Annotated in this window: 18 protein-coding genes; 10 read left to right on the top strand and 8 right to left on the bottom strand. The window is 73.0% G+C overall.

Annotated features, from left to right (window positions below):
* Positions 1-3: 3 nt before the first annotated feature.
* The 3 genes from AMK16_RS04110 to AMK16_RS04100 all read left to right on the top strand — a co-directional run bounded on the left by AMK16_RS04110 (position 4) and on the right by AMK16_RS04100 (position 3,596).
* Positions 4-2,067 carry a SpoIIE family protein phosphatase gene (locus tag AMK16_RS04110; RefSeq protein ID WP_073908618.1) on the top strand — a complete coding sequence of 688 codons (2,064 nt, stop codon included), beginning with the start codon at positions 4-6 and terminating at the stop codon, positions 2,065-2,067.
* A 186-nt stretch (positions 2,068-2,253) separates the two neighbouring features.
* The gene (locus AMK16_RS04105; RefSeq protein ID WP_073908615.1) at positions 2,254-3,114 is read left to right on the top strand and encodes an Fpg/Nei family DNA glycosylase; all 861 of its coding nucleotides are present in this window, start codon (positions 2,254-2,256) and stop codon (positions 3,112-3,114) included.
* Between the two features lie 50 nt (positions 3,115-3,164).
* Positions 3,165-3,596 (top strand): hypothetical protein, encoded by a 432-nt coding sequence (locus AMK16_RS04100; protein ID WP_073908612.1) that lies wholly within the window; start codon positions 3,165-3,167, stop codon positions 3,594-3,596.
* An 86-nt stretch (positions 3,597-3,682) separates the two neighbouring features.
* Here the strand turns inward: AMK16_RS04100 and AMK16_RS04095 are convergent, their stop codons facing one another.
* Both AMK16_RS04095 and AMK16_RS04090 read right to left on the bottom strand, forming a co-directional pair.
* Entirely contained in the window at positions 3,683-4,147 is a 465-nt protein-coding gene (locus AMK16_RS04095) for a hypothetical protein (RefSeq protein WP_073910421.1), read from the bottom strand.
* Positions 4,148-4,375: 228 nt separating this feature from the next.
* Positions 4,376-4,915 (bottom strand): sigma-70 family RNA polymerase sigma factor, encoded by a 540-nt coding sequence (locus tag AMK16_RS04090; RefSeq protein WP_073908609.1) that lies wholly within the window; start codon positions 4,913-4,915, stop codon positions 4,376-4,378.
* 292 nt (positions 4,916-5,207) lie between these two features.
* Between AMK16_RS04090 and AMK16_RS04085 the strand changes: the two genes are divergently transcribed.
* The gene (locus AMK16_RS04085) at positions 5,208-6,425 is read left to right on the top strand and encodes a CapA family protein (protein ID WP_073908607.1); all 1,218 of its coding nucleotides are present in this window, start codon (positions 5,208-5,210) and stop codon (positions 6,423-6,425) included.
* Between the two features lie 31 nt (positions 6,426-6,456).
* Here AMK16_RS04085 and AMK16_RS04080 read toward each other — a convergent pair whose 3' ends face one another.
* Positions 6,457-6,918: a universal stress protein gene (locus tag AMK16_RS04080; RefSeq protein ID WP_073908605.1), complete on the bottom strand. Its 462-nt coding sequence runs from the start codon at positions 6,916-6,918 to the stop codon at positions 6,457-6,459.
* A 60-nt stretch (positions 6,919-6,978) separates the two neighbouring features.
* Here AMK16_RS04080 and lysX point away from each other — a divergent pair, with 60 nt between their 5' ends.
* Both lysX and AMK16_RS04070 read left to right on the top strand, forming a co-directional pair.
* Complete coding sequence (gene lysX / locus AMK16_RS04075; RefSeq protein ID WP_073908602.1) at positions 6,979-10,278, top strand: bifunctional lysylphosphatidylglycerol synthetase/lysine--tRNA ligase LysX; 3,300 nt, start codon at positions 6,979-6,981, stop codon at positions 10,276-10,278.
* Positions 10,279-10,383: 105 nt separating this feature from the next.
* Positions 10,384-11,295, top strand: a complete 912-nt coding sequence (locus AMK16_RS04070; RefSeq protein WP_073908599.1) for a polysaccharide deacetylase family protein — start codon at positions 10,384-10,386, stop codon at positions 11,293-11,295.
* Between the two features lie 31 nt (positions 11,296-11,326).
* On the opposite strand, the gene AMK16_RS04065 is transcribed toward AMK16_RS04070, so the two are convergent.
* Positions 11,327-11,989, bottom strand: a complete 663-nt coding sequence (locus AMK16_RS04065; protein WP_073908596.1) for a class F sortase — start codon at positions 11,987-11,989, stop codon at positions 11,327-11,329.
* Between the two features lie 396 nt (positions 11,990-12,385).
* Between AMK16_RS04065 and AMK16_RS04060 the strand changes: the two genes are divergently transcribed.
* Positions 12,386-12,886: a hypothetical protein gene (locus AMK16_RS04060; RefSeq protein ID WP_073908593.1), complete on the top strand. Its 501-nt coding sequence runs from the start codon at positions 12,386-12,388 to the stop codon at positions 12,884-12,886.
* Positions 12,887-12,967: 81 nt separating this feature from the next.
* Here the strand turns inward: AMK16_RS04060 and AMK16_RS04055 are convergent, their stop codons facing one another.
* From AMK16_RS04055 to AMK16_RS38040, 3 genes are all read right to left on the bottom strand, one after another.
* Positions 12,968-13,540 carry a hypothetical protein gene (locus AMK16_RS04055; protein WP_073908590.1) on the bottom strand — a complete coding sequence of 191 codons (573 nt, stop codon included), beginning with the start codon at positions 13,538-13,540 and terminating at the stop codon, positions 12,968-12,970.
* A 245-nt stretch (positions 13,541-13,785) separates the two neighbouring features.
* On the bottom strand, positions 13,786-14,556 hold the full coding sequence (locus tag AMK16_RS04050) for a bestrophin-like domain (RefSeq protein WP_073908587.1): 771 nt from the start codon (positions 14,554-14,556) through the stop codon (positions 13,786-13,788).
* A 36-nt stretch (positions 14,557-14,592) separates the two neighbouring features.
* Positions 14,593-14,718: a hypothetical protein gene (locus tag AMK16_RS38040; protein ID WP_274535333.1), complete on the bottom strand. Its 126-nt coding sequence runs from the start codon at positions 14,716-14,718 to the stop codon at positions 14,593-14,595.
* A gap of 962 nt (positions 14,719-15,680) precedes the next feature.
* On the opposite strand from AMK16_RS38040, the gene AMK16_RS04040 reads away from it, so the two are divergent.
* Together AMK16_RS04040 and AMK16_RS04035 are read left to right on the top strand one after the other, a co-directional pair.
* Complete coding sequence (locus tag AMK16_RS04040; RefSeq protein WP_073910418.1) at positions 15,681-16,514, top strand: SAM-dependent methyltransferase; 834 nt, start codon at positions 15,681-15,683, stop codon at positions 16,512-16,514.
* A 137-nt stretch (positions 16,515-16,651) separates the two neighbouring features.
* Entirely contained in the window at positions 16,652-18,871 is a 2,220-nt protein-coding gene (locus AMK16_RS04035) for a putative bifunctional diguanylate cyclase/phosphodiesterase (RefSeq protein ID WP_073910414.1), read from the top strand.
* Positions 18,872-19,065: 194 nt separating this feature from the next.
* Here AMK16_RS04035 and AMK16_RS04030 read toward each other — a convergent pair whose 3' ends face one another.
* Complete coding sequence (locus AMK16_RS04030) at positions 19,066-20,142, bottom strand: FAD-dependent monooxygenase (protein ID WP_073908582.1); 1,077 nt, start codon at positions 20,140-20,142, stop codon at positions 19,066-19,068.
* Between the two features lie 111 nt (positions 20,143-20,253).
* Between AMK16_RS04030 and AMK16_RS04025 the strand changes: the two genes are divergently transcribed.
* The gene (locus AMK16_RS04025) at positions 20,254-20,898 is read left to right on the top strand and encodes a TetR/AcrR family transcriptional regulator (RefSeq protein WP_073908579.1); all 645 of its coding nucleotides are present in this window, start codon (positions 20,254-20,256) and stop codon (positions 20,896-20,898) included.
* The last annotated feature ends 14 nt before the right edge of the window (positions 20,899-20,912 follow it).

The following is a 20,912-nucleotide window of genomic DNA, read 5'->3' as shown; positions in this document are numbered from 1 at the left end:
TCCGTGTGTCATGGTGGACCGGTGCCGAGCACCGTATCCCTGCCGGACGACTGGCCCGCCCACCCGGACCGGTCGCTCGCACTGAACCGCATGGGCAGTTTCGACTGGGACCTGGTCACCGGCCTCATGCACATGGACGCGGCAGCGCTGGACGTCTTCGACACCGCCCCCCACGAGTACGACGGCCGCCCCGAATCCCTCTCCCCGCGGGTTCCGCCCGCCGAGGCCACCCGCCTCGACGCCCTCGTGTCCAGCGCCCTCAAGAGCAGCGAGGACAACTACGGCGCCTACTTCCGCATCCGCCGCCGCGACGGCCGGCTGCGCTGGACGCACACCCAGGGCCGCATCATGCGCGGCCCGGACGGGCGCCCGTACCGGATCATCGGTATCGTGCGGGACGCCACCGAGGAGCTCAGCCACTCGGCGGAACGCCTCGGCCTCGACGAGGAACGCCGCCGCCAGACCTCGGTCGTCGAGAGCACCACCGCCGCCCTCGCCCACGCCCGGACCGTGCAGGACGTCATCGACGCCCTCGGCGACGCCCACGGCCTGGAACGCCTCGGCTCGATGGGCATGGTGATGGGCCTCGTCGAGGCCGGGCGGATCCACCTCGTCGCCGAAGGGCCCGAGGGCAGCTTCGTCCCCGGCACCCGTTACACCCGCGTGGACGAGCAGTACCCGATGAGCGAGGTCGTCCGCTCGCTCCAGCCCCGCTTCCTCGACTCCGCCGAGGAGTTCGCCCGGGACTACCCCTCCCTGTGGGAGAAGATCTCGTACATGGCGATCTCGGCGGCCGCCTATCTGCCGCTGATCGCCCAGGCCCGCCCCATCGGTGCGATCGGGCTGCTCTACCAGGACAAGGACGGCTTCACCCAGGACGAGCGCAACCTGCTCGTCGCGCTGGGCAGCAGCATCGCGCAGAGCCTGCAGCGGGCCATGCTGCTGGAGCAGGAGCACGACCTCGCCGAGGGCCTCCAGCAGGCCATGCTGCCGCGGCGGATCCCCTCGGTGCCGGGCGCGGAGATCGCCGTACGCTACCGCTCGGCCCGGATGGGCCAGGACATCGGAGGCGACTGGTACGACGTGATCCCGCTGCCGGGCGGCCGGGTCGGCGCGGTCATCGGCGACGTCCAGGGCCACGACACCCACGCGGCTGCGGTCATGGGCCAGCTGCGCATCGTCCTGCGCGCCTACGCGGCCGAGGGCCATTCGCCCGGCACGGTCATGGCCCGCGCCTCGGTGTTCCTCCACGAACTCGACACCGACCGCTTCGCCACCTGCACCTATGCGGAGGCCGACCTGGCCACGGGAGTGCTCCAGCTGGTCCGGGCGGGCCACATCGACCCGCTCCTGCGCACCAGGGACGGCGACTGCCGCAGACTGGCGGTGCAGGGCGGGATGCCGCTGGGCCTCTCGGCGGAGTTCGGCCGCCTGGAGTACCCGGTGACGACGGTCGAACTGGATCCGGGGGAGACGATCCTGTTGTGCACGGACGGCCTCGTCGAGCAGCCCGGCGCCGATCTCGACGACGGGATCCGGCTCCTCACCTCGCTGATCCGCAGCGGCCCGGCCGACCTCCAGCTCCTCGCCGACCGGCTGTGCGGGATCGTCGACGAGCGGGGCGGGGACGACGACATGGCCCTGCTCCTGCTGCGCCGCCGCGCCGAGGACGTCCCGCAGGGCGGCGGACGCCTCCAGCAGCACGTGGCGCCGGGCGACCCGGAAGCCCTGGTGGCGGCTCGCCACATGATCGGCGCAGCGGTGCGGGCGTGGGGCGCGCGGGAACGGGCGGATGAGATCGAGCTGGTCGCCGACGAGCTGATCGTCAATGCCATGATGCACACCGACGGCCCGGCGATCGTGACCTTGCGGGTGCTCACCGGCCACGAACGGCGCCTCCGGGTGGAGGTGGCGGACCGCTCCAGCGCCCTGCCGCGGCGGCGCGACGCGGGCGGGGCGGGGGTCTCGGGGCGGGGCCTGATGCTGGTGGACCGGCTGGCGGACGTGTGGGGCGTGGAGCCGCGGGGGAGCGGCAAGTGCGTGTGGTGCGAGTTCGTCCTGGGCTGACCCCCGCCCCTCCTGCCCCTTGCCCTCCTGTCCCTTGCCCTCTGCCCCCTGCCCCCTGCCCCCTGCCCCCTGCCCCCTGCCCCCTGCCCCTGCCCTCTGCCCCCTGCCCTCTGAGCGCACGTCCGGGCGGCCCCGGGCGGAGCGGCAGCACTCGCGCCGCGCCGCAGGCGGGGGCAGGCTGGGACCATGCCTGAGCTGCCCGAGGTCGAGGCCCTGCGGGAGTACCTCGACGAGCACCTCACGGGGCGGGTGGTCGAGCGCGTCCTGCCCGTCGCCGTGAGCGTGCTGAAGACCTACGACCCGCCCCTGACGGCCCTCGAAGGGCAGACCGCCGGGGAGACCGCCCGCCACGGCAAGTTCCTGGCCCTGCGGATCGGCGGGCTCCACCTCGTCACCCATCTGGCCCGGGCCGGCTGGCTGCGCTGGCAGGACGCCCTCCCCGAGCAGCCGCCGCGTCCCGGCAAGGGCCCGCTCGCGCTGCGCGTCGCGCTCCGGGGCGGCGGCGGGTTCGACCTCACCGAGGCGGGCACCCAAAAACGCCTCGCGGTGTACGTGGTGCGCGACCCGCAGGAGGTCCCCGGCATCGCCCGCCTCGGCCCCGACCCGCTCGACGCGTCCTTCGACCGGGACGCCTTCGCGGCCCTCCTCGCGGGGGAGCGCCGGCAGATCAAGGGCGTCCTGCGCGACCAAGGCGTCATCGCCGGGATCGGCAACGCCTACAGCGACGAGATCCTGCACCGGGCCCGGGTCTCCCCCTTCAAACTGGCCGCTTCCTTCGACGGGGAGCAGGTCACCCAGCTCTACGCGGCCGTCCAGGACACCCTGCGCGAGGCCGTCGAGCGGGCGCACGGGGTGGCCGCGGGGAAGCTCAAGGCCGAGAAGAAGAGCGGACTGCGGGTCCACGGGCGGGCGGGGGAGCCGTGTCCCGTGTGCGGGGACACCGTCCGCTCCGTGTCCTTCGCCGACTCCTCGCTGGAGTACTGCCCCACCTGCCAGACCGGCGGGAAGCCGCTCGCCGACCGCCGCCTCTCCCGCCTCCTCAAATAGCCGGTTCCGCGCCTCGCCCGGTCCGGCGGCGCTGCGTAGACTCCCAGGCCATGGCCGAGGAGCAGCAGCCGCCGCCCCGGCGCGAGGTCGTCACCGGGCTCCCCCGGGCGGCACGCCGCCGGCCGCCCGCGCACACACCGGCCTGTTCCGAGATCACCGAGCAGACCACGCTGGGCGCCACCTACCTGCGGGCCCTGATGCGCAGCCAGCTGCGGGCCGCGATGGGGGCGCTGGCCGCGCTCGCCCTGCTGGTCGGCACGCTGCCGCTGGTGCTGCTCCTGCCGCGCACCGGGTCCGGGCCGCTGGTCTGGCTGGCCCTCGGGGTGCTGGTGTACCCGGTGATGTGGCTGACCGCCCGCTGGTACGTCACCCGGGCCGAGCGCAACGAGCAGGACTTCACCGGGCTGGTGACGGACCCGGCCGAGGACCCGGGCCCCCGCCGACCCGATTGGACCGGTTCCGGTCGGACCGGATCTGAGTAGGCCTGGCTCTGAGTAGACCCCGCTCCGGGTGGACCCCGCTCCGGGTGGACCGGCCCCCGGCTGGCGGACCGGTCCGGGGCCGGTCCTCAGAACAGGTGCATGGCCAAGTGGCCCAGCGGCAGACCGAGCTGCCAGGCCGGGGTCCAGACGCGCGCGTTCTCGTCCAGCCCCGGCGGGGTGTCGGCCCGGCCGTGCCGTCCGGGGTCGAGATTGGTGGCGAACAGTTCGGTGCCGTCCAGCCAGCGCCAGGCCGCCCGGGCCAGTTCCAGGTCCGGTTCTCCTGCGCGGCCGCGCTCCCGGGCCTGTTCGTCCAGCGCGAGGAAGCGCGTGTGCACCCAGTCCCGCCAGGGGTGGCCGTACGCGGTCAGCGAGAGCCACTCGTCGAGCTGGGAGACGACCCGGATCCCCGAGAGTTCCCCGGCCGCGTCCGAGAGGTAGATCGTCAGCGCGAGCGTGTCGCGTCCGGCCCGGAACTCCAGGGTGCTGACCGGGATCAGCCGGCCCGTGCGCAGCAGTTCGTCCGCGATGTACTCGGCGTACAGCCAGGCCATGGGCACCGCGAGCCCGCCGTCACTGGTGCCGTTCGTACCCTCGGGCTGCACCGTTCCACCTTCTCCCGCGCGTCGAGCGTCCCGTCGTCAGTCCAGAGCCTTCACCGAGCGGCTCGACGGGCGGGGGATGTTTACTCAACTTGAACGGTCCGATACCGAATTCGATGCGCTTGGTGTCCGGTCCGCGCCCATTCGAGGCCTTCTCCGATCCCGTCCGCGCGCACCGGGTCAGGCGCCGAGGCCGTACCCGTACCCCTGGAGGTCCTTGCGCAGGGCGCGCAGGGCGTAGTGCGTGCGGGACTTGACCGTCCCGGCCGGAATCCCCAGCACCGCTGCGGCCTCGGCCACCGAGCGGTCGCGGAAGTAGACCTGCACCAGCACCTCGCGGTGCTCCGCGCCGAGGGATCCGACGGCCCGCCGGACATCGATGGCGGCGACCGAGCCGGCGACCGCGTCCTCGGGGGCCGGGAGGTGTTCCAGCCCCTCCGCACCCACCTCGTGCGGCCTGGACAGGCGGGCCCTGCGTGCGTCGATCGCGAGTCGCCGGGCCACCGTGAAGAGCCAGGGCCGCAGGGAGTCGTGCCCGCTCGTGAGTACGTCGGGGTGCTGCCAGACCCGTACGAGGGTCTCCTGCACGAGGTCCTCCGCGCGCTGGGCGTCCCCGGCGGTCAGCCCCAGCAGGAGACCGAACAGGGCCCGCCCGTGGTCGCGCTGGAGTTCGGCCAGTGCTTCGGGATGCGTACGCCGGAGGGTCGGGGAGAGCGGCACGGTGGGCTCCTTCCGGGGGTGCGGAGGTCCGTCGGGGAGGGGACGCATCCACCCTGACCTGCACCGGGCCGCCCGGGAACCGTCCGGTCCCGCCGGTGCGCCCAACCACCCGGCTCATCCGGTGGGCGGACGGCCGGGGCGGTGAACGGTCGAACGGCGCGGCGAACGGCAGGGAGCCGTCCGGGTGGTGCGCGCCCGCCTGACGGATCGTCGCCGGACCCGTTCCTTGACTTCCGACGTCTGGTCATATGGATTGAAGATCGGATAGTCGTACCGATGGGAGCCGGCTGAGATGACCAAGCGCCCCCCGCAGGCCGTCGCCCTCCTGTCGGCCCTCCTGCTGGCGGCGGCGGCCGGCTGCACGGCCGCCGGGCGGCCTGCCCCCGCCCGCCTCGCGCAGTCCGGCAGCCCGGCCTCCGCGAGCACGGCGGGCTCTCCCGCGGGCAAGGGGTTCACGCTGGTCGCGAGCGGTGACGTGCTGCCGCACACCTCGGTCATCCAGCGGGCGGCCGACGACGCGGCCGACAGCGCGGACGGGGACCCGCCGGGCGACGGGCACGACTTCCGGCCGATGTTCTCGGGCGTCAAGCCGCTGGTCTCCGGAGCGGACCTGGCGCTCTGCCACATGGAGACCATCTACGGGGACGAGGACGGCCCCTTCTCCGGCTACCCCGCCTTCGTCTCCCCGCCCAGCGTCGCCGACGCGCTGAAGGACGCCGGGTACGACGGCTGCTCCACGGCCTCGAACCACACCCTGGACGACGGGCGCGAGGGAGTGCGCCGCACCCTCGACCGCTTCGACAAGGTCGGCCTCAAACACGCAGGATCGGCCCGCACGGCCGCCGAGGCGGCGACGGTGACGACGTACGGTGCGGGCTCCGCCAAGGTCGCGCACCTGGCGTACACCTACGACACCAACGGCTACCCCCTGCCGGAGGGGCAGCCCTGGGCCGTCAACCCGATGAAGCAGGACAAGATCATCGCCGATGCGCGCGCCGCCCGGAAGGCGGGCGCCGACGTGGTCCTGGTCAGTGTGCACTGGGGCACGGAATGGCAGACCGAGCCGGATGAGACCCAGCTCTCCCTCGGCAAGGCCCTCACCGCCTCGCAGACCGGCGGGCGCCCGGACATCGACATGATCCTGGGCACGCACGCGCACATCCCCCAGGCTTACGAGAAGGTCAACGGGACCTGGATCGTCTACGGCATGGGCGACCAGGTCGCCGGCGAGATGTTCAACCACTCGGGCGCGCGGGACCTGCGCGGCAACTACGGCTCGATCGGCCGCTTCACCTTCGCCCCGCCGGCCGCCGCGGGACAGCGCTGGCAGGTCACCAGGGCCGAATTCGTCCCGCAGATGATGGACCTGTCCAGCGGCCGGGTCGTCAACCTTCCCGCCGCCCTCGCCAAGGACCCCGACCAGAGCGAGTACGAGACCGCCCAGGACGCCATCGGCGAGGCCGTGCTCGGCCGCGGCGCGGCCAAGGACGGCCTGACCATGGCCAAGTAACCCGGGAGACGCCCGGGCCCCGGCGCCGGCCCTACGGAACCACGGTCACCGGCCAGCGGCCCGCCTTGACCAGGCGGATCGCCACCGAGCCCACGATGCGGTGCCCCGCCTGCTCGGACGCGCCGACCACCACCGCGTCCGCCGTCAGCTCCTCCGCGGCGCTCACCAGACCCGCGTACGGGTCGCCGCGGAAGGTGTGGAACTGCCAGCGGACCTCGTATATCCCCTTGAGCCGCTCCGCCGACTCGCGGATCTCCGCCACCAGGCCCGCGGCGATCTCCCCGGTGGTGTCGGCCACCGGCACGCCCAGCGAGGCCCCCGCCGGCATCACCGGCTGGACGTACACCAGCGCCAGCAGCGCGTTCTGCCTCCGGGCCAGTCCCGCCGCGTAGGCCGCCGCCCGCAGCGAGGACTCCGACCCGTCGACCCCGGCCAGGATCACCTTCGGACCGTCCGTACCGCGCTCGAATCCCGTGTTCCCGTGCTCAGTCACCCTCCCGAGGCTATCGGGCTCGGCGCGCGCACCCGCGCGGGCCTCCCTACAGTGCGAACCATGAGTGCCACCGTGGAGGAGACGCGCGGAACCCGGAACCGCTTCCTGAACCGGGTGCCCGACGGTTTCGCCGCGTTCTTCGGAACGCTGGGCCTGCTCTGCGCCCTGCTGGCACTCTCCCCGGGACTGCGGCGGCTCCTGCGGCCCGTCGTGCGCTTCCTCGACGACATCGTCGTCCCGGTCAGCGCGAACCTCGCCTACGCCGTCTTCCTCTTCCTGCTCGCCGCGGCCCTCGGTACCCGCAAGAAGGTCGCCTGGTGGATCGTCGTCACCTATCTGGCCCTGCTGATGCTCGTCGACGTACTGACGATGGGCGTCGGGGACTACTGGACCGGCGTCCCCTCCATGGCCCTGGCGGTGGCCGCCACGGCCGTCCTCATCGCCGCCCGGGGCGAGTTCTACGCCGCCTCCCGTCCCGGAGCCCTGTGGCGGGCCATGCTCGTGCTCGGCATCGGGCTGCTCGCGGCCGTCCTCGTCGGCTGGGGCCTCGTCGCCCTCTTCCCCGGCACCCTGCCCAAGGGCCAGTGGCTGGACTGGGCCGCCAAACAGGTCTTCGGCGGCCTGTTCTCCGCCCGGCAGTTCGACGGCCGCCCGGCCCGCCCGCTCTACTTCCTGCTCGGCCTCTTCGGCGCCGTCGCCCTGCTGAACGCCGCGATGACCCTCTTCCGCTCGCAGCGCCTGACCGCGGCCCTGCACGGCGACGAGGAGCCCCGCATCCGCGCCCTCCTCGGCGCCTACGGCCGGGGCGACTCCCTCGGCTACTTCGCCACCCGGCGCGACAAGGCCGTCGTCTTCGCCCCCAACGGCATGGCCGCCGTCACCTACCGCGTCGAAGCCGGCGTCTGCCTCGCCAGCGGCGACCCGGTGGGCGACCCCGCCGCCTGGACCCCCGCCATCAACGCGTGGCTGGCCGTGGCCCGCCGCCACGGCTGGCAGCCCGCCGTCATGGGCGCCTCCGAGGAAGGCGCCACCGCCTACGCCCGCTCCGGACTGAGCGCCCTCCAGCTCGGCGACGAGGCCATCCTCCAGGTCGCCCACTTCGACCTCGACGGCCGCGACATGCGCGTCACCCGCCAGGCCGTCAACCGCGTCCGGCGCACCGGCGCCACCACCGTCATCCGCCGCCACCGCACCCTCACCGAAGAGGAGATGCGGACCATCGTCGACCGCGCCGACACATGGCGCGACACCGAGACGGAACGCGGCTTCTCCATGGCCCTCGACCGGCTCGGCGACCCCGCCGACGGCGACTGCCTGCTGGTGGAAGCCCTCGACGCCCGGGGCGAGCTGATCGCCCTGCTCTCCTTCGTCCCCTGGGGCAAGGACGGCATCTCCCTCGACCTGATGCGCCGCGACCGCGCCGCCCCCAACGGCGTCATGGAGTTCATGGTGGCCGAGCTCTGCGCCGCCGCCCCGGCCCTCGGCGTGCGCCGGATCTCCCTGAACTTCGCCGTCTTCCGGTCCGCCTTCGAGGAGGGCGGCCGGATCGGCGCGGGCCCCGTCCTCAAACTGTGGCGCAAACTGCTCCTCTTCTTCTCCCGCTGGTGGCAGCTGGAGGCGCTCTACCGCTCGAACGTCAAGTACGGCCCCGAGTGGTACCCGCGGTTCCTCTGCTACCAGGACGCCGGCTCGCTCGCCCGGGTCAGCCTCGCCTCCGGCATCGCCGAAGGCTTCGTCTCCGTACCCAGCCTGCGCACACTGTGGGGCAAGGGCCACGCCGGGGGTCTGACCAACCCCGCGAGCACCGCGGGGCTGCCCTCCATCGACTCCCTGAACCTGGACACCGGGAAGGAGGGCGCGGCCGCCCGCCAGGAGCGCCTGCCCGAGCAGGTGCGCGTGCGCCACGCCAAGCTCGAACGCATCCGGGCCTCCGGGACCGACCCCTACCCCGTCGGCATCCGCCCGCGCACCCACACCGCGGCCGAGCTGAGGGCCGCCCACCCGGACCTGGCGCCCGGCGCCCGCACCGGACAGACGGCCACCCTCGCCGGACGCGTCATGATCGTGCGCGACCTGGGCGGCGTGGTCTTCGCCGTCCTGCGCGACTGGTCCGGGGACACACAGCTGATGCTCACCAGGGAAGAGGCCGGCTCCGAGGTCCTGGCGGCCTTCACCGCGCAGGTCGACTTCGGCGACCACGTGATCGCCAGCGGCGAGGCCGGCGCCAGCAAGAGCGGCGAAGCGTCCCTCGTCGTCCGGTCCTGGCAGCTCACCGGCAAATGCCTGCGCCCCCTGCCCGACAAGCGCAAAGGACTGGCCGACCCCGAGGCCCGCGTCCGGCGCCGCTACCTCGACCTCGTCGCGAGCCCCGGGGCACGGGACGTCGTGCGGGCCCGTTCGACCGCCGTGCAGGCCCTGCGCCAGGGGCTGCTGGAGCGCGGCTACCTGGAGGTCGAGACCCCGATGCTCCAGCAGATCCACGGCGGCGCCAACGCCCGCCCCTTCCGCACCCACATCAACGCCTACGACCTCGACCTCTACCTGCGCATCGCCCCCGAGCTGTACCTCAAACGGCTCTGCGTCGGCGGCATGGAGAAGGTCTTCGAGATGGGCCGCACCTTCCGCAACGAAGGCGTCTCCTACAAGCACAACCCCGAATTCACGATGCTGGAGGCCTACCAGGCGTTCGCCGACTACGACGTGATGCTCGACCTCACGCGCGAACTGATCCAGGGCGCCGCCACCGCCGCCTTCGGCTCGCCCCTCGCCCACAAGGCGGGGCCCGACGGCCGGCTCGTCGTCCACGACATCTCCGGGCCCTGGCCGGTCAAGACCATGTACGGGGCGATCAGCGAGGCCCTCGGCGAAGAGGTCGACGCCGACACCCCCGAAACCCGGCTGCGCCGTCTGTGCGACCGGGCCGGGGTGCCGCACACCCCCGAGAACAGCCGCGGCGACGTGGTGCTGGAGATGTACGAACGGCTGGTGGAGGAACGCACCCAGCTGCCCACCTTCTACAAGGACTTCCCGACCGACGTCTCCCCGCTCACCCGCCAGCACCGCAAGGACCCGCGTCTGGCCGAACGCTGGGACCTGGTCGCCTTCGGCACCGAACTGGGCACCGCCTACTCGGAACTGACCGACCCGGTCGAACAGCGCCGCCGCCTCACCGCCCAGTCACTGCTCGCCGCGGGCGGCGACCCGGAGGCCATGGAACTCGACGACGACTTCCTGGACGCCCTGGAGTACGCCATGCCACCGACCGGCGGCCTGGGCATCGGCGTGGACCGCCTGGTCATGTTCCTCACGGGCCTGACGATCCGCGAGACCCTCCCCTTCCCCCTCGTCCGCCGCGGCTGAGGACGCGCGCGACCGGACGCCGCCCGGTCGTCCGTGCGGGTGACGGGCAGCGGGCTCGTCCGCGCCCCGCCCCATCAGTCCGGATGTCGTTGATACGTAGTAATAATGACAAATGACGAGACGACAGCAGGGCGGCGCGTACTCCTGCGCAGCGCCGTCTTCCTCGCAATCGCAGCCGCCGCCGGGCTGATCAACTCGGGCGGCAAGGGCGGCGAGGGCGGAGCCCCGGCGCCCGGCGCGACCGGAGGAGCGCCGGGGGCCGGATCCGCGGGCGGGGCCGGGCCGCGCCCCGCCGCCGGGCCCCCCGGAAGACCCGCGGGCCTGGCCGCCGAGAAGTCCTACCGGCTGCGGCCCATGACCGCCGAGGCGCCGCTGCGGCCACCCGTCGTCAAGCCCGCCGTCCGCACCCGCCCCATCCTGGAACTCCCGCCCGGTCCGGACACGGCCCGCCGCTCGATGCTGCTCACCTTCGACGACGGGCCCGACCCCCGCTACACCCCGCACATCCTCGACACCCTCGCCCGCCACGACGTGCGCGCCGTGTTCTTCGTCTGCGGGGAGATGGCCACCGAAAACCGCGACCTGCTGCGGCGGATGGCCGCCGAAGGACATGTCATCGGCAACCACACCTGGACCCACCCGCTCATCCCCAGCCTCAGCCGGCCCGCCCTCGTCTCCGAGATCGGCCGCACGAGCGAGGTCGTCCAGCAGGCCGTGGGCGAGGCGCCCGTGTGGTTCCGGGCGCCGTACGGGGCGTGGAACCGGGCCGCCTTCGAGATCGGCGCGGAACTCGGCATGGAGCCGCTCGCCTGGACCGTGGACAGCCTCGACTGGAAGGAGCCCGGCACCACCGCGATCGTCTCCCGGATCGTGGCGGGGGCCGCGCCCGGCGTGATCGTGCTCTCGCACGACGCGGGCGGCAACCGCACCCAGAGCGTCCAGGCGATCTCCTCGTACCTGCCCCAGCTGCTCGCGAACGGCTACCGGATGACCCTGCCGACGCTGCCGCCTCGCTGAGGGAACGTTTCCCCCGGCGGGGCGGCGCCGCTCAGCGCGCCTCCACCATCCGGGCGAAGACGACCACGTTGCCGTCGTAGCCACGGCCCTTCGAGTAACCGCCGCCGCAGGTGATCACCCGGAGTTCCGGGTGCCCGGTGTCCCCGTACACCCGGGCTCCGGGGAAGGCGTCCTTGGAGAACACCTCGACGCCGTACACCTCGAACACCGCCGTGCGCCCGTCGTACCGCTCCACCTCGATGTGGTTGCCCGGCTTGACCGAGCCCAGGCCGTAGAAGACGGCCGGGCCCTGCGCGTTGTCCACGTGGCCCACGATCACCGCCGAGCCCCGCTGGCCCGGCGAGATGCCGTTGAGGTACCAGCCGGCGAGGTTGCGGTCCTGCGGCGGCGGGGCGTCGATCCAGCCCTCCGCGTCCAGCCCGACCGTCATCACCGGCGCGTCCACGTTGATCGTGGGGATCCGGATGCGCTGCACCGACGAGTGCTCCAGCACCTCCATGTCCGGCGGAGCCGACGGCGGATCGGCCGGCAACTGGTCGGCCCTCACCGCGACGGCCGAGGCCGCGGTGGGCTGGGGCGGCCCGTCGCCCATGTCCACACCGTTGCGCACCATGGCGAGGCCCGTGAGCATGACCAGGGCGAGTACGCCCCACGGTGAGCGTTTGCGCGACTGCCCGGTCTCGTCCTCGCCCATCGTTCTCCCTTCCCGACGCGGGGGTCCCGACCCGCGTTCCCGTCCCGCCCCGTACGCCCTACTTCACGCACGTTAAGGCTGCTCCCACAGGACGGCGAGGGGGGAAGCCCGAACGGGTGGCGCCCAGCGCAAGGGGGGAGCGGCGAACGGGCAGCAGGGCCTTCGGGGGGCCGTAAGGGGTGCGCCCATCCAGGTAATCGTCACATAAACGCCTGACGGGTCGTGACCTGCGGATCCGTCAGCTCACCTGCCCGCGCTTCGGCGTGTCGGTCAACCGGGCGGCCCAAAGTCGGAAATGCGGAGCTTGCGGGCCGCCCGGAGGGTTCGACGTGGGAGGCGTTCTCGTCGATCATCCGGGGCCGACGCTCCGGGGCGCTTCCCGCTGGAGGTTCCACCATGCGTGTTTTGCGCGCTCTCACCGTGACGGCGGCAGCCTGCGCCGCGATCGGCCTCAGTGCCCCCTTCACCTCTGCCAGCACCCCGCTCGGTGGGGGCGGCGGGCCCAGCAACATCTCGGTCAACCCGTACGCCGTGCACCAGGGATCCACGATGCAGGTGAGCGCGTCGGGTTGCGGCCACGGCGGCACCGTCACCTCGCACGGCAACTTTCCGCCGGCCAACCTGTCCGCCGGTTCCATCGGCTTCGCCACGGTGCGGATCTTCAACCACGCCTCGCCGGGCCACCACACGCTGTCGGTCAAGTGCAACGACAACAGCCTCGTCGCGACGCACCGCTTCACGATCCTGGAGGGCAACCCCTCCCAGGGCGGCATCGGCGGCTCCTTCGGCCCGTCCACCGCCGAGACCGCCATGGGAGCGGGTCTCGTCGGTGCGGCGGCACTCGGCGCGGGCGCCCACGTGCTGCGCCGCCGCCGCCCGGTCCGCGGCCGGGTGTGACCGGCCGGCCTCCCCGGTCGGTCGCCCTCACCGCCGGTCGCCCCGGGTCCTGGCCGGGACCCGGGGCGACCGGCGGTGGGCTCAATGGTCCCGGCCCGCGCCGCTGCGGTGGCGGACGGCGTAGGCGGTGCCGCCCGCGGCGGCCAGGAGGAGACCGGCGCCCCCAGCCAGCTCGACGGGATCCATCCCGGCCACGCTGCCGCCGATGCCCCCTCGGACCCCCTGCGCCGAAGAGGGGACCGTGTAGGGGGCGGGGGTCGTGGTCCGCGTGGAACTCGTCGTCGGCCTGCTGGTGCCACCCGCGATGGTCAGGTCGGCCGAGCCGGTCTCCCCGTTGCAGGTGAAGGAGACGGAGTACAGCGCGCCGGGGCGGGCGTCCCGGTCCACCGTGACCCGCACGCTCCGGCCCCGGGCGATGCTCACGGTGTCGAAGACCCCTGAGGAGGCGGTGGCGTAGGCGGCGTTGCAGCCGGTGACGGAGAGCACCGTCTGACCGCCGGGTGCGACGGTCGAAGGGGTGATGGCGAACCCGAACGAGGTGATCTGGGCTTCGGCCGCGGACACCGCGGGCGCGCCGAGGAGGCCGAGCGCGAGTACGGCGCCCGTGGCGCCGGCGCTCAGCAGGGCTGTGGCGGAGGTACGTATCGCACCCATGGTTGATTCTCCGGATCCCCGAGGAGCAGCCGCGGAAGGGTTTCCGCACGTGGGGGGTCGTGCGCCTCGATGCCCGCCACGCTAGGTCCGGGCAGGGTGCGCCGCGATCAGGAACGGGCGAATGGGGCACGGCTGTAGGCCGAACCGGGGACGGGGGGCCCGTCCCCGGTTTACCCGGGCGCCGGCCGGTACGGACCGGAGCCGGACCGGAGCCGGACGGTACGCCGCGGTCGCAGCCGCCCCGGTCAGTCGTCGAGGCCCAGATGCGGGAACTGCGCGAGGAACGGCTCGGCGGTGGCCGCGATGCCCCGCCCGAACGGCGAGTCGAAGTCCCAGATCAGGAACAGCAGGAAGGCGATGAGCGCGCTGAACAGGCCGGCGAGCAGCAGCTCCCGGAAGGACCGCCGGATCTGCAGGGTGAAGATCAGGCCCACGGTGACCAGGGCCCCGGCGATCAGCCCGAACCACACGACCCCCGGCATCGTCGCCCCGGCGCTCTGACCGCGGGCACTGCGGGCGTCGTCCACCACCGCGACCTGGTCGACCAGCGGCTGGTACGCCTGCCCCTCGTGGTCGGTGTGCGGTTCGTAGTCGGTGACGTCCCGGCGGATGCGTTCCAGCAGTTCCCCGCCGCGGTCCGCCAGCGTGCCGTGGTCGGCCATCTCCTTCCACTCCGTGTCCACCACGTACGTCACGTACGCGTCGACATCGGACCGGATCTTCTTGCGCACCTCGGCCGGGTACACCTCGGAGCGGGTACTGATCTCGTGCAGGGCCTGCGCTTCCTGGCGCACGTACTCCTGGGCGGCGCCGCGACCCTCCCAGACACCGGCGATCGCCAGGCCCAGGACGATCGCGTAGATCACGCCGATCATCATCGTCATGTACTCGATGACGTCCGGGGTTTCGCTCGGATCGTCGTCCTCGCCGATCCGGCGGTGGTTGAAGGAGGCGATGGACAGCACCACGGCGCAGGCCGCGGCCATCGCGAGGGACAGGACGAGCCATTCCGACAAGATGACTCCCGATCGGTCAAGGGTGGGGCGTAAGGGCTACCGCGGGCGCAGCGCGACGATCGCGAGCACGGCGGGAGCGGCGGTCATCAGGGTGAAGGTCACGGGCGAGACGTGGTGCTCGGCCGGCTTGCGGGAGGGGGCGTGGTAGGCGGGACGGGCCACCGGCCTGGGCGCGGGAGACGGGGCCGCCGCCGCGGGCGCCGGTTCCGGCGGGGGAGGCGTCCGGATCACCCGGGGTGGGGCGGGGGCCGGCTTGGGCGGTGGGGGTGCGGGCGCGACGGGCTTCGGGACGGGCTTGGGCGCGGGTGCCGGTACGGGCGGGGGCGGGAGTGGGGGAGTGGGCTTGGGCGGTGGGGTGGGTTTCGGCGGAGGCGGAGGCGGAGGCGGGGGTGTGGGCGGAGGTGTGGGCTTGGGCGGTGGTGGGGGAGGCGGGCACGGCGGGGGAGGCGGAGGCGGGCACGGGGGCTTGCCGTGCGGGTGCCCGCCGTGGCCTCTTCCGTGGCCTTCGCCGTGGCCTCCTCCGTGGCCCCCTCTGTGGCCTCTTCCGTGGCCTTCGGCGGGGCTCCCTCCGCGGTGGTCGACCTGACCGTCGTGGTGATCGCGGCCGTGATGTCCGCCACCCGCAGCGCCACCGTGACCGCCGCCGGCAGCCACCGCGACCACTGCGGCGACGGCCGCGCCGTCGCCGGGACCGGTCGTCGCGTAAGCGCGGCTATCAGCCACGGCCGGCGTGGCGGACAATGCCGCCCACAGCAGGACCGGGACCGCCAGCAGGCGCCTGGCACAGGCTTTGTTCACCCGGGGAGCATGGGCCCGCACGCGCCCGCGCACCCGCAGGTCCGCCCGGGTTCGCCTGAACGGGTGGAGTGTCGACCATAGAGGTTTGAGCCACTCCGGTTCCGGTTGGCGGGCGACTGCGAGCCCCTGTCGGGCAATTCCCAAAAGGGATGTGTCGGTATCGATCATTCGCCGGTCAGGGGCGGCAGGGGCCTTTGGTGTGTGACGAAGAACGGACCGCCAATTTCCGCTTTTGCTCGCCCTGTTGGGAAATGATCAGTACATTCGGCTCGGACAGGAGTCCGACCCCGCACGGACCGCCGCATGAACAAGGCTTGGAGACCTCGATGGAGCGCCCCGCCTGGGCCCCGCCGGGCATCGACATATCGGTGCCGAGCGTGTCCCGCATCTACGATTACTACCTGGGCGGCTCCCACAATTTCGAGGTCGACCGCCAGGCTGCCCGCCGCGCCATGGAATTCATGCCGGGCCTGCCCAAGATCATGCAGGCGAACCGGGCATTCATGCGCCGCGCCGTCCGCCACGCCGTCGGCGAGGGCATCACGCAGTTCCTCGACATCGGCTCCGGCATCCCCACCTTCGGCAATGTCCACGAGGTCGCCCAGGCCGCCAGCCCCGAGGCACACGTCGTCTACGTCGACCACGACCCGGTGGCCGTCGCGCACAGCCAGGCGGTCCTGGCCGGCGACGAGCGCAGCGGTGTCGTCGCGGGCGATCTCCGCAAGCCGCAGGAGATCCTGGCCGCGCCCGAGGTCGCACGGCTGCTCGACTTCGACCGCCCGGTCGCGCTGCTGCTCGTCGCCGTCCTGCACTTCCTGGAGGACGCGGACGACCCCTACGCCGCCGTGGCCGAGCTGCGCGACGCGCTGGCTCCAGGCAGCCTGCTGATCGTCACGCACGCCTCCTACGAGGGCATCCCGCTCACGGAGGAGGTCGCGGGCGGCACCGTCGGCGTCTACCGGGAGATCCGCAACCCCCTCGTCATGCGCAGCGGGGAGCAGATCCGAGGCTTCTTCGACGGCTTCGAACTGCTGGAGCCCGGGCTGGTGTCGATGCCCGACTGGCGGCCGGACGGACACGGGGCCGAGGGCGACGCCGAAGCGCGTGCCGAGGACCCGTACGCCTTCTCCGGCTTCGGTGGCGTGGGACGCAAGGCGTGAGACTCCCGGCACAGACGGCGGGCGCGCCGGACACCGCGGTGGCGGCCGCGGACGTCCCGGCCCCGGTGCCCCCTGCCCCGGCGTCCCGTGCCCAGGCCCCCGCTGCCCAGGCCCATGCCCCGGCTCCGGCGTCCCCGGTGCCCGCTGCCCCGGCGCCCGGGGCGGCGCCCGCGCCGGCCGCGACTCCCAAGGGCGGCTTCGAGGACCGGATCGCCCGGTTCGCCACGATCTGGGGACGGGCGATCTTCCCCGTCACGGCGACCTCGCTGACGCGCGCCGAGTTCGAACTGCACCTCGTACCGCTCACCCGCACGCTCGCCGAGGCCCTGCACGCCCGGCCCTTCGACGCGGCCGTCGGCCAGCGGGTGGGGGCCGAACTCGTCGCCGTGCACTGCACCGACCCCGAGGCCCTCGCCGGCACCCTCGGGGTGGTCGAGTCCTACCTGGTGCTCTACTGCGGCGCGGGCGCCGGTCGCAGCCCGAGCGGACCCGGCGCCTCCGGCGTGGAGGACACCGAGGAGTACCGGTCCCGCTGCGCCCGCCTGCAACACGGCATCGCGGCGGGATTCGCCCGCGCTCTTCGCGAACGCACCCTCAAGGAGCAGGAGGCCATCGCCCGCTCCGCCCTGACCGCCCGCATCGACGCCCAGCAGGCCCTGCACGCCAGCGAGGCGCGCTTCCGGGCGGTCTTCGAGGGGGCGGCCGTGGGGATCGGAATCGCCGACCTCGACGGGAACATCCTTGAGGTCAACGACACGCTGTTGCAGATGTTCGGCGGCCTGGAAGGCCACGTCCGCAGCCGCAAGGTCAGCGAGTGGGGCCATCCGGACGACACTCCGCACGTCTGGAAGATGTACGGCGAACTGGTGCGGGGCGAGCGCGAGAACTACCGCGTCGAGAAGCCGTACTACCGGCACGACGGCACCGTGCTCTGGACCAACCTGACGGTGTCGCTGCTCCGGGACGCCGACGGCGTGCCGCAATACCAGCTGGCACTGATGGAGGACACCACCGAACGCCGGCTGCTGAACCTGCGCCTGCGCTACGAGGCCACCCACGACGCCCTGACCGGCCTGCCCAACCGGACACTGTTCTTCGAGCGGCTGGAGAAGGCCCTGAGCGGGGCCGGCGGCGCGCGCTTCGGCCTGTGCTACCTCGATCTCGACGGGTTCAAGGCGGTCAACGACAGCCTCGGCCACTCGGCGGGGGACCGGCTGCTGGTCGAGGTCGCCGACCGGCTCCAGAGCTGCGCGACCGGCCCCGGCGAGGTCGTCGCCCGGCTCGGCGGCGACGAGTTCGTCGCCCTGACCACCGGCTCGGACACCGAGCAGGAGGTGACCGACCTCGCCGTGCGCATCCTGTCCGCCCTCGCCACGCCGATCCGGCTGGAGGGTCGTGAGCTGACCGTCCGGGGCAGCATCGGCATCGTGGAGGGTCCGGCCAAGGAGCGCACGCCGGCGGAGGTCCTGCGCAGCGCCGACATCACGATGTACCGGGCCAAGGCTGCGGGCGGCAACCGCTTCGAATTCGCCGACGCCGAGGCCGACGCCCGCGCCATCACCCGGCACGGACTGACCAACGCGCTGCCGGCGGCGCTGGAACGCGGCGAGTTCTTCATCGAGTACCAGCCGCTGGTGCACCTGCACGACGGCAGCGTGCACGGCGCGGAGGCGCTGGTGCGCTGGTCCCACCCGCAGTACGGGGTGCTCGGTCCGGACCGTTTCATTCCGCTCGCCGAACGGACCGGGCTGATCGTGCCGCTCGGCCGCTGGGTCCTGGAGGAGTCCGTCCGCCAAGCCCGCAACTGGCAGCGCCAGCACGGCGGCTCTGCCCTGCGCATCAACGTCAACCTCTCACCGACCCAGCTGCACCACCCCGGCCTGGTCGCCGACACGGTCGCCGTGCTGGAGAAGTCGGGCCTCGCCCCGGGCGCGCTGTGCCTGGAGGTCACCGAATCGGCCCTGATAGGCGCCGACGACGAACTCCTCGAACCCCTGCGACGGCTCGCCGCCCTGGGGGTGGACATCGCGCTCGACGACTTCGGCACCGGCTACTCCAATCTGGCCAACCTGCGCCGCCTCCCGGTCAGCGTCCTGAAGCTGGACCGCTCCTTCACCCAGGGGATGCAGCACAGCCCGCCCAACCCGGTCGACGTCAAGATCGTGGAGGGTATCGTCGCCCTGGCCCACAGTCTCGAACTGGCCGTCACGGTCGAGGGCGTGGAGACCGGTGTGCAGGCCGCCCAGCTGCGAGCCCTCGGCTGCGACACCGCCCAGGGCTGGTACTACGCCCGCCCCGGCTCACCGGACCGCATCCACACCCTCTCCCTCTCGGACGCCGCGCCGGCACCCTCCTGACGCCCGCACCGCCCGGCGCGGGCGTCGGTCGGGCCCGGGCCCGGGTCCGGACCTGGGCCGCCGCCCCGGCCCGACGCGTGCTCCCGGGCGGCGAGCGACGGCAGTGGGGGACCGGGACCGGCGGGGGTGAGCGGCGGAGGGCGACCGGCGGTCGCCGGAGGCCGGTGGTGGGAAGGCCGGCGCCGGCCAGGTCGTCAGTCCATGCCCGCCTCCGTGCCGACCCCCGGCTCGCGGACTGCCGCCAGGACCCGCTCCATCCGGCGCGTGGTGTCGGCCAGCAACTCTGCCGCCACCGGCAGGCGCTCGGCCTCGTACGCGTCGAGCGCGTCCTCCCGCAGCGATCCGCCCGGGTCGGTGAGGACCGCCGCCAGCGTCCGGCCGAGGGCGGCCGCGTCCTGGATCCCGGTGTTCATGCCACGGCCCCCGGCTATCGGATGGACGTGTGCCGCGTCCCCGGCGAGGAAGACCCGGCCCTCCCGCATCCGGGCAGCCATGCGGACGTTGCTGCGCCAGGCGGAGAGCCAGGTGGGATCCGCCAGCCGGATCCCCGGCAGCCGCGCGTGCCGGTCGAAGAGCCGCTGGAAGCTTTCCAGCGTGGGCGGCATTGCCCCGCCTTCGCCGTCCTCTTCCGGCGAGCCCTGTAGTTGGAAGGTCTCCGTCCCCGGTATCGGGCACAGCATGATCCCCCCGCCGTCCGAGGTGAACCACTGGTGCCAGTAATCCCTGCTCAGGCCGGGCGCCCTCACATCGCCCAGAACCATCATCAGTGCCTCCTCGGTATGTCCTTCGAACGGGATCCGCAGGAGGGTCCGGGTCGAGCTGCGGCCCCCGTCACAGCCGGCCAGATAGCGCGTGCGGACCGTGCGGCCGTCGGCCAGCCGTGCGGTGACCCCCGCCGCCTCCTGGGCGATGCCGACGAGCTCCGCCCCGTATTCGACCCGGACGCCCAGCTCGGCCAGCCGCTCGCGCAGGACCTCCTCGATCCGCCATTGACCGATCAGGAGGCCGTCGCCGCTCGCAGTGTCTTTGACGTGTGCGCCGTCGAAGTACTTGCGCAGGATCACCTTCCGCGCGCCGGCCGCGCACATCCGCTCGGCCGCTCCGATCCGGCCGAAGACCTCCAGGGACGCGGGGTCGAGGCCCTTGCCCCGCGACTCGCGGTGGGGCCCCTCCCGCTGCTCCAGGACGCGGACGGGGATGCCGCGGAGTGCCAGTTCGCAGGCCAGGGTGAGGCCGGTCGGGCCGGAGCCCGCGATCAGTACGTCCGTCATCGGAAGTCCTCTCATCGCCGTCGTCGTTGCCTCAAGGAAACCGGCTCCCGACCGAAAAAGCAACCCGGTAAAAAAAATTACCCGGTCACGAATCCGTGCTAGTCTTCACGCATGGACAACACGACGGGTCTGCGCGAGAACAAGAAACTGCGTACGCGTCGCCAGTTGGCGGCCACGGCGCTGGAGCTCTTCCTGGAACGGGGCTTCGATGCCGTCTCGGTGGCGGATGTCGCCGCCGCGGCGGAGGTCTCCAAGCCCACGCTGTTCCGGTACTTCCCGAGCAAGGAGGACCTGGTGCTGGACCGGTTCGCCGACCACCAGGACGAGGCGGCGCGCGTGGTGCGCGACCGGCCGGCCGGGCGGGGGCCGGTCGGCGCCGTCCACGCCCACTTCCTGGAGGCCCTCGACCGGCGGGACCCGATCACCGGGCTCTGCGACCACCCGGACGTCGTGGCCTTCCAGCAGCTGCTCTACTCCACCGCCAGCCTGGAGAGCCGGCTCGCCCACTACACCGCACGCGAGAAGGAGCTGCTGGCCGCCGTCCTCGAGGCGGAGTCCGCCCCCGCGCTCACCGCGCGACTGGCGGCGCAGCACCTGGTGGCCGTCCGTCAGGAGCTGGGCCGGGAGAACTGGCGCCGGATCCAGTCGGGACAGAGCGCCGATGCGGCCCATCCGGCCGCCGTGGCCGACGCCGACGCGGCGTTCGCGATGCTGGCGGGCGGCCTCGACCGGGTGTTGCCCATACGCACCCTCTGACACCCGCACCGCCA

Source organism: Streptomyces sp. CB00455, from assembly GCF_001905445.1.
Classification (GTDB): Bacteria; Actinomycetota; Actinomycetes; order Streptomycetales; family Streptomycetaceae; genus Streptomyces.
This window is presented reverse-complemented; position numbering and strand designations above follow the sequence as displayed.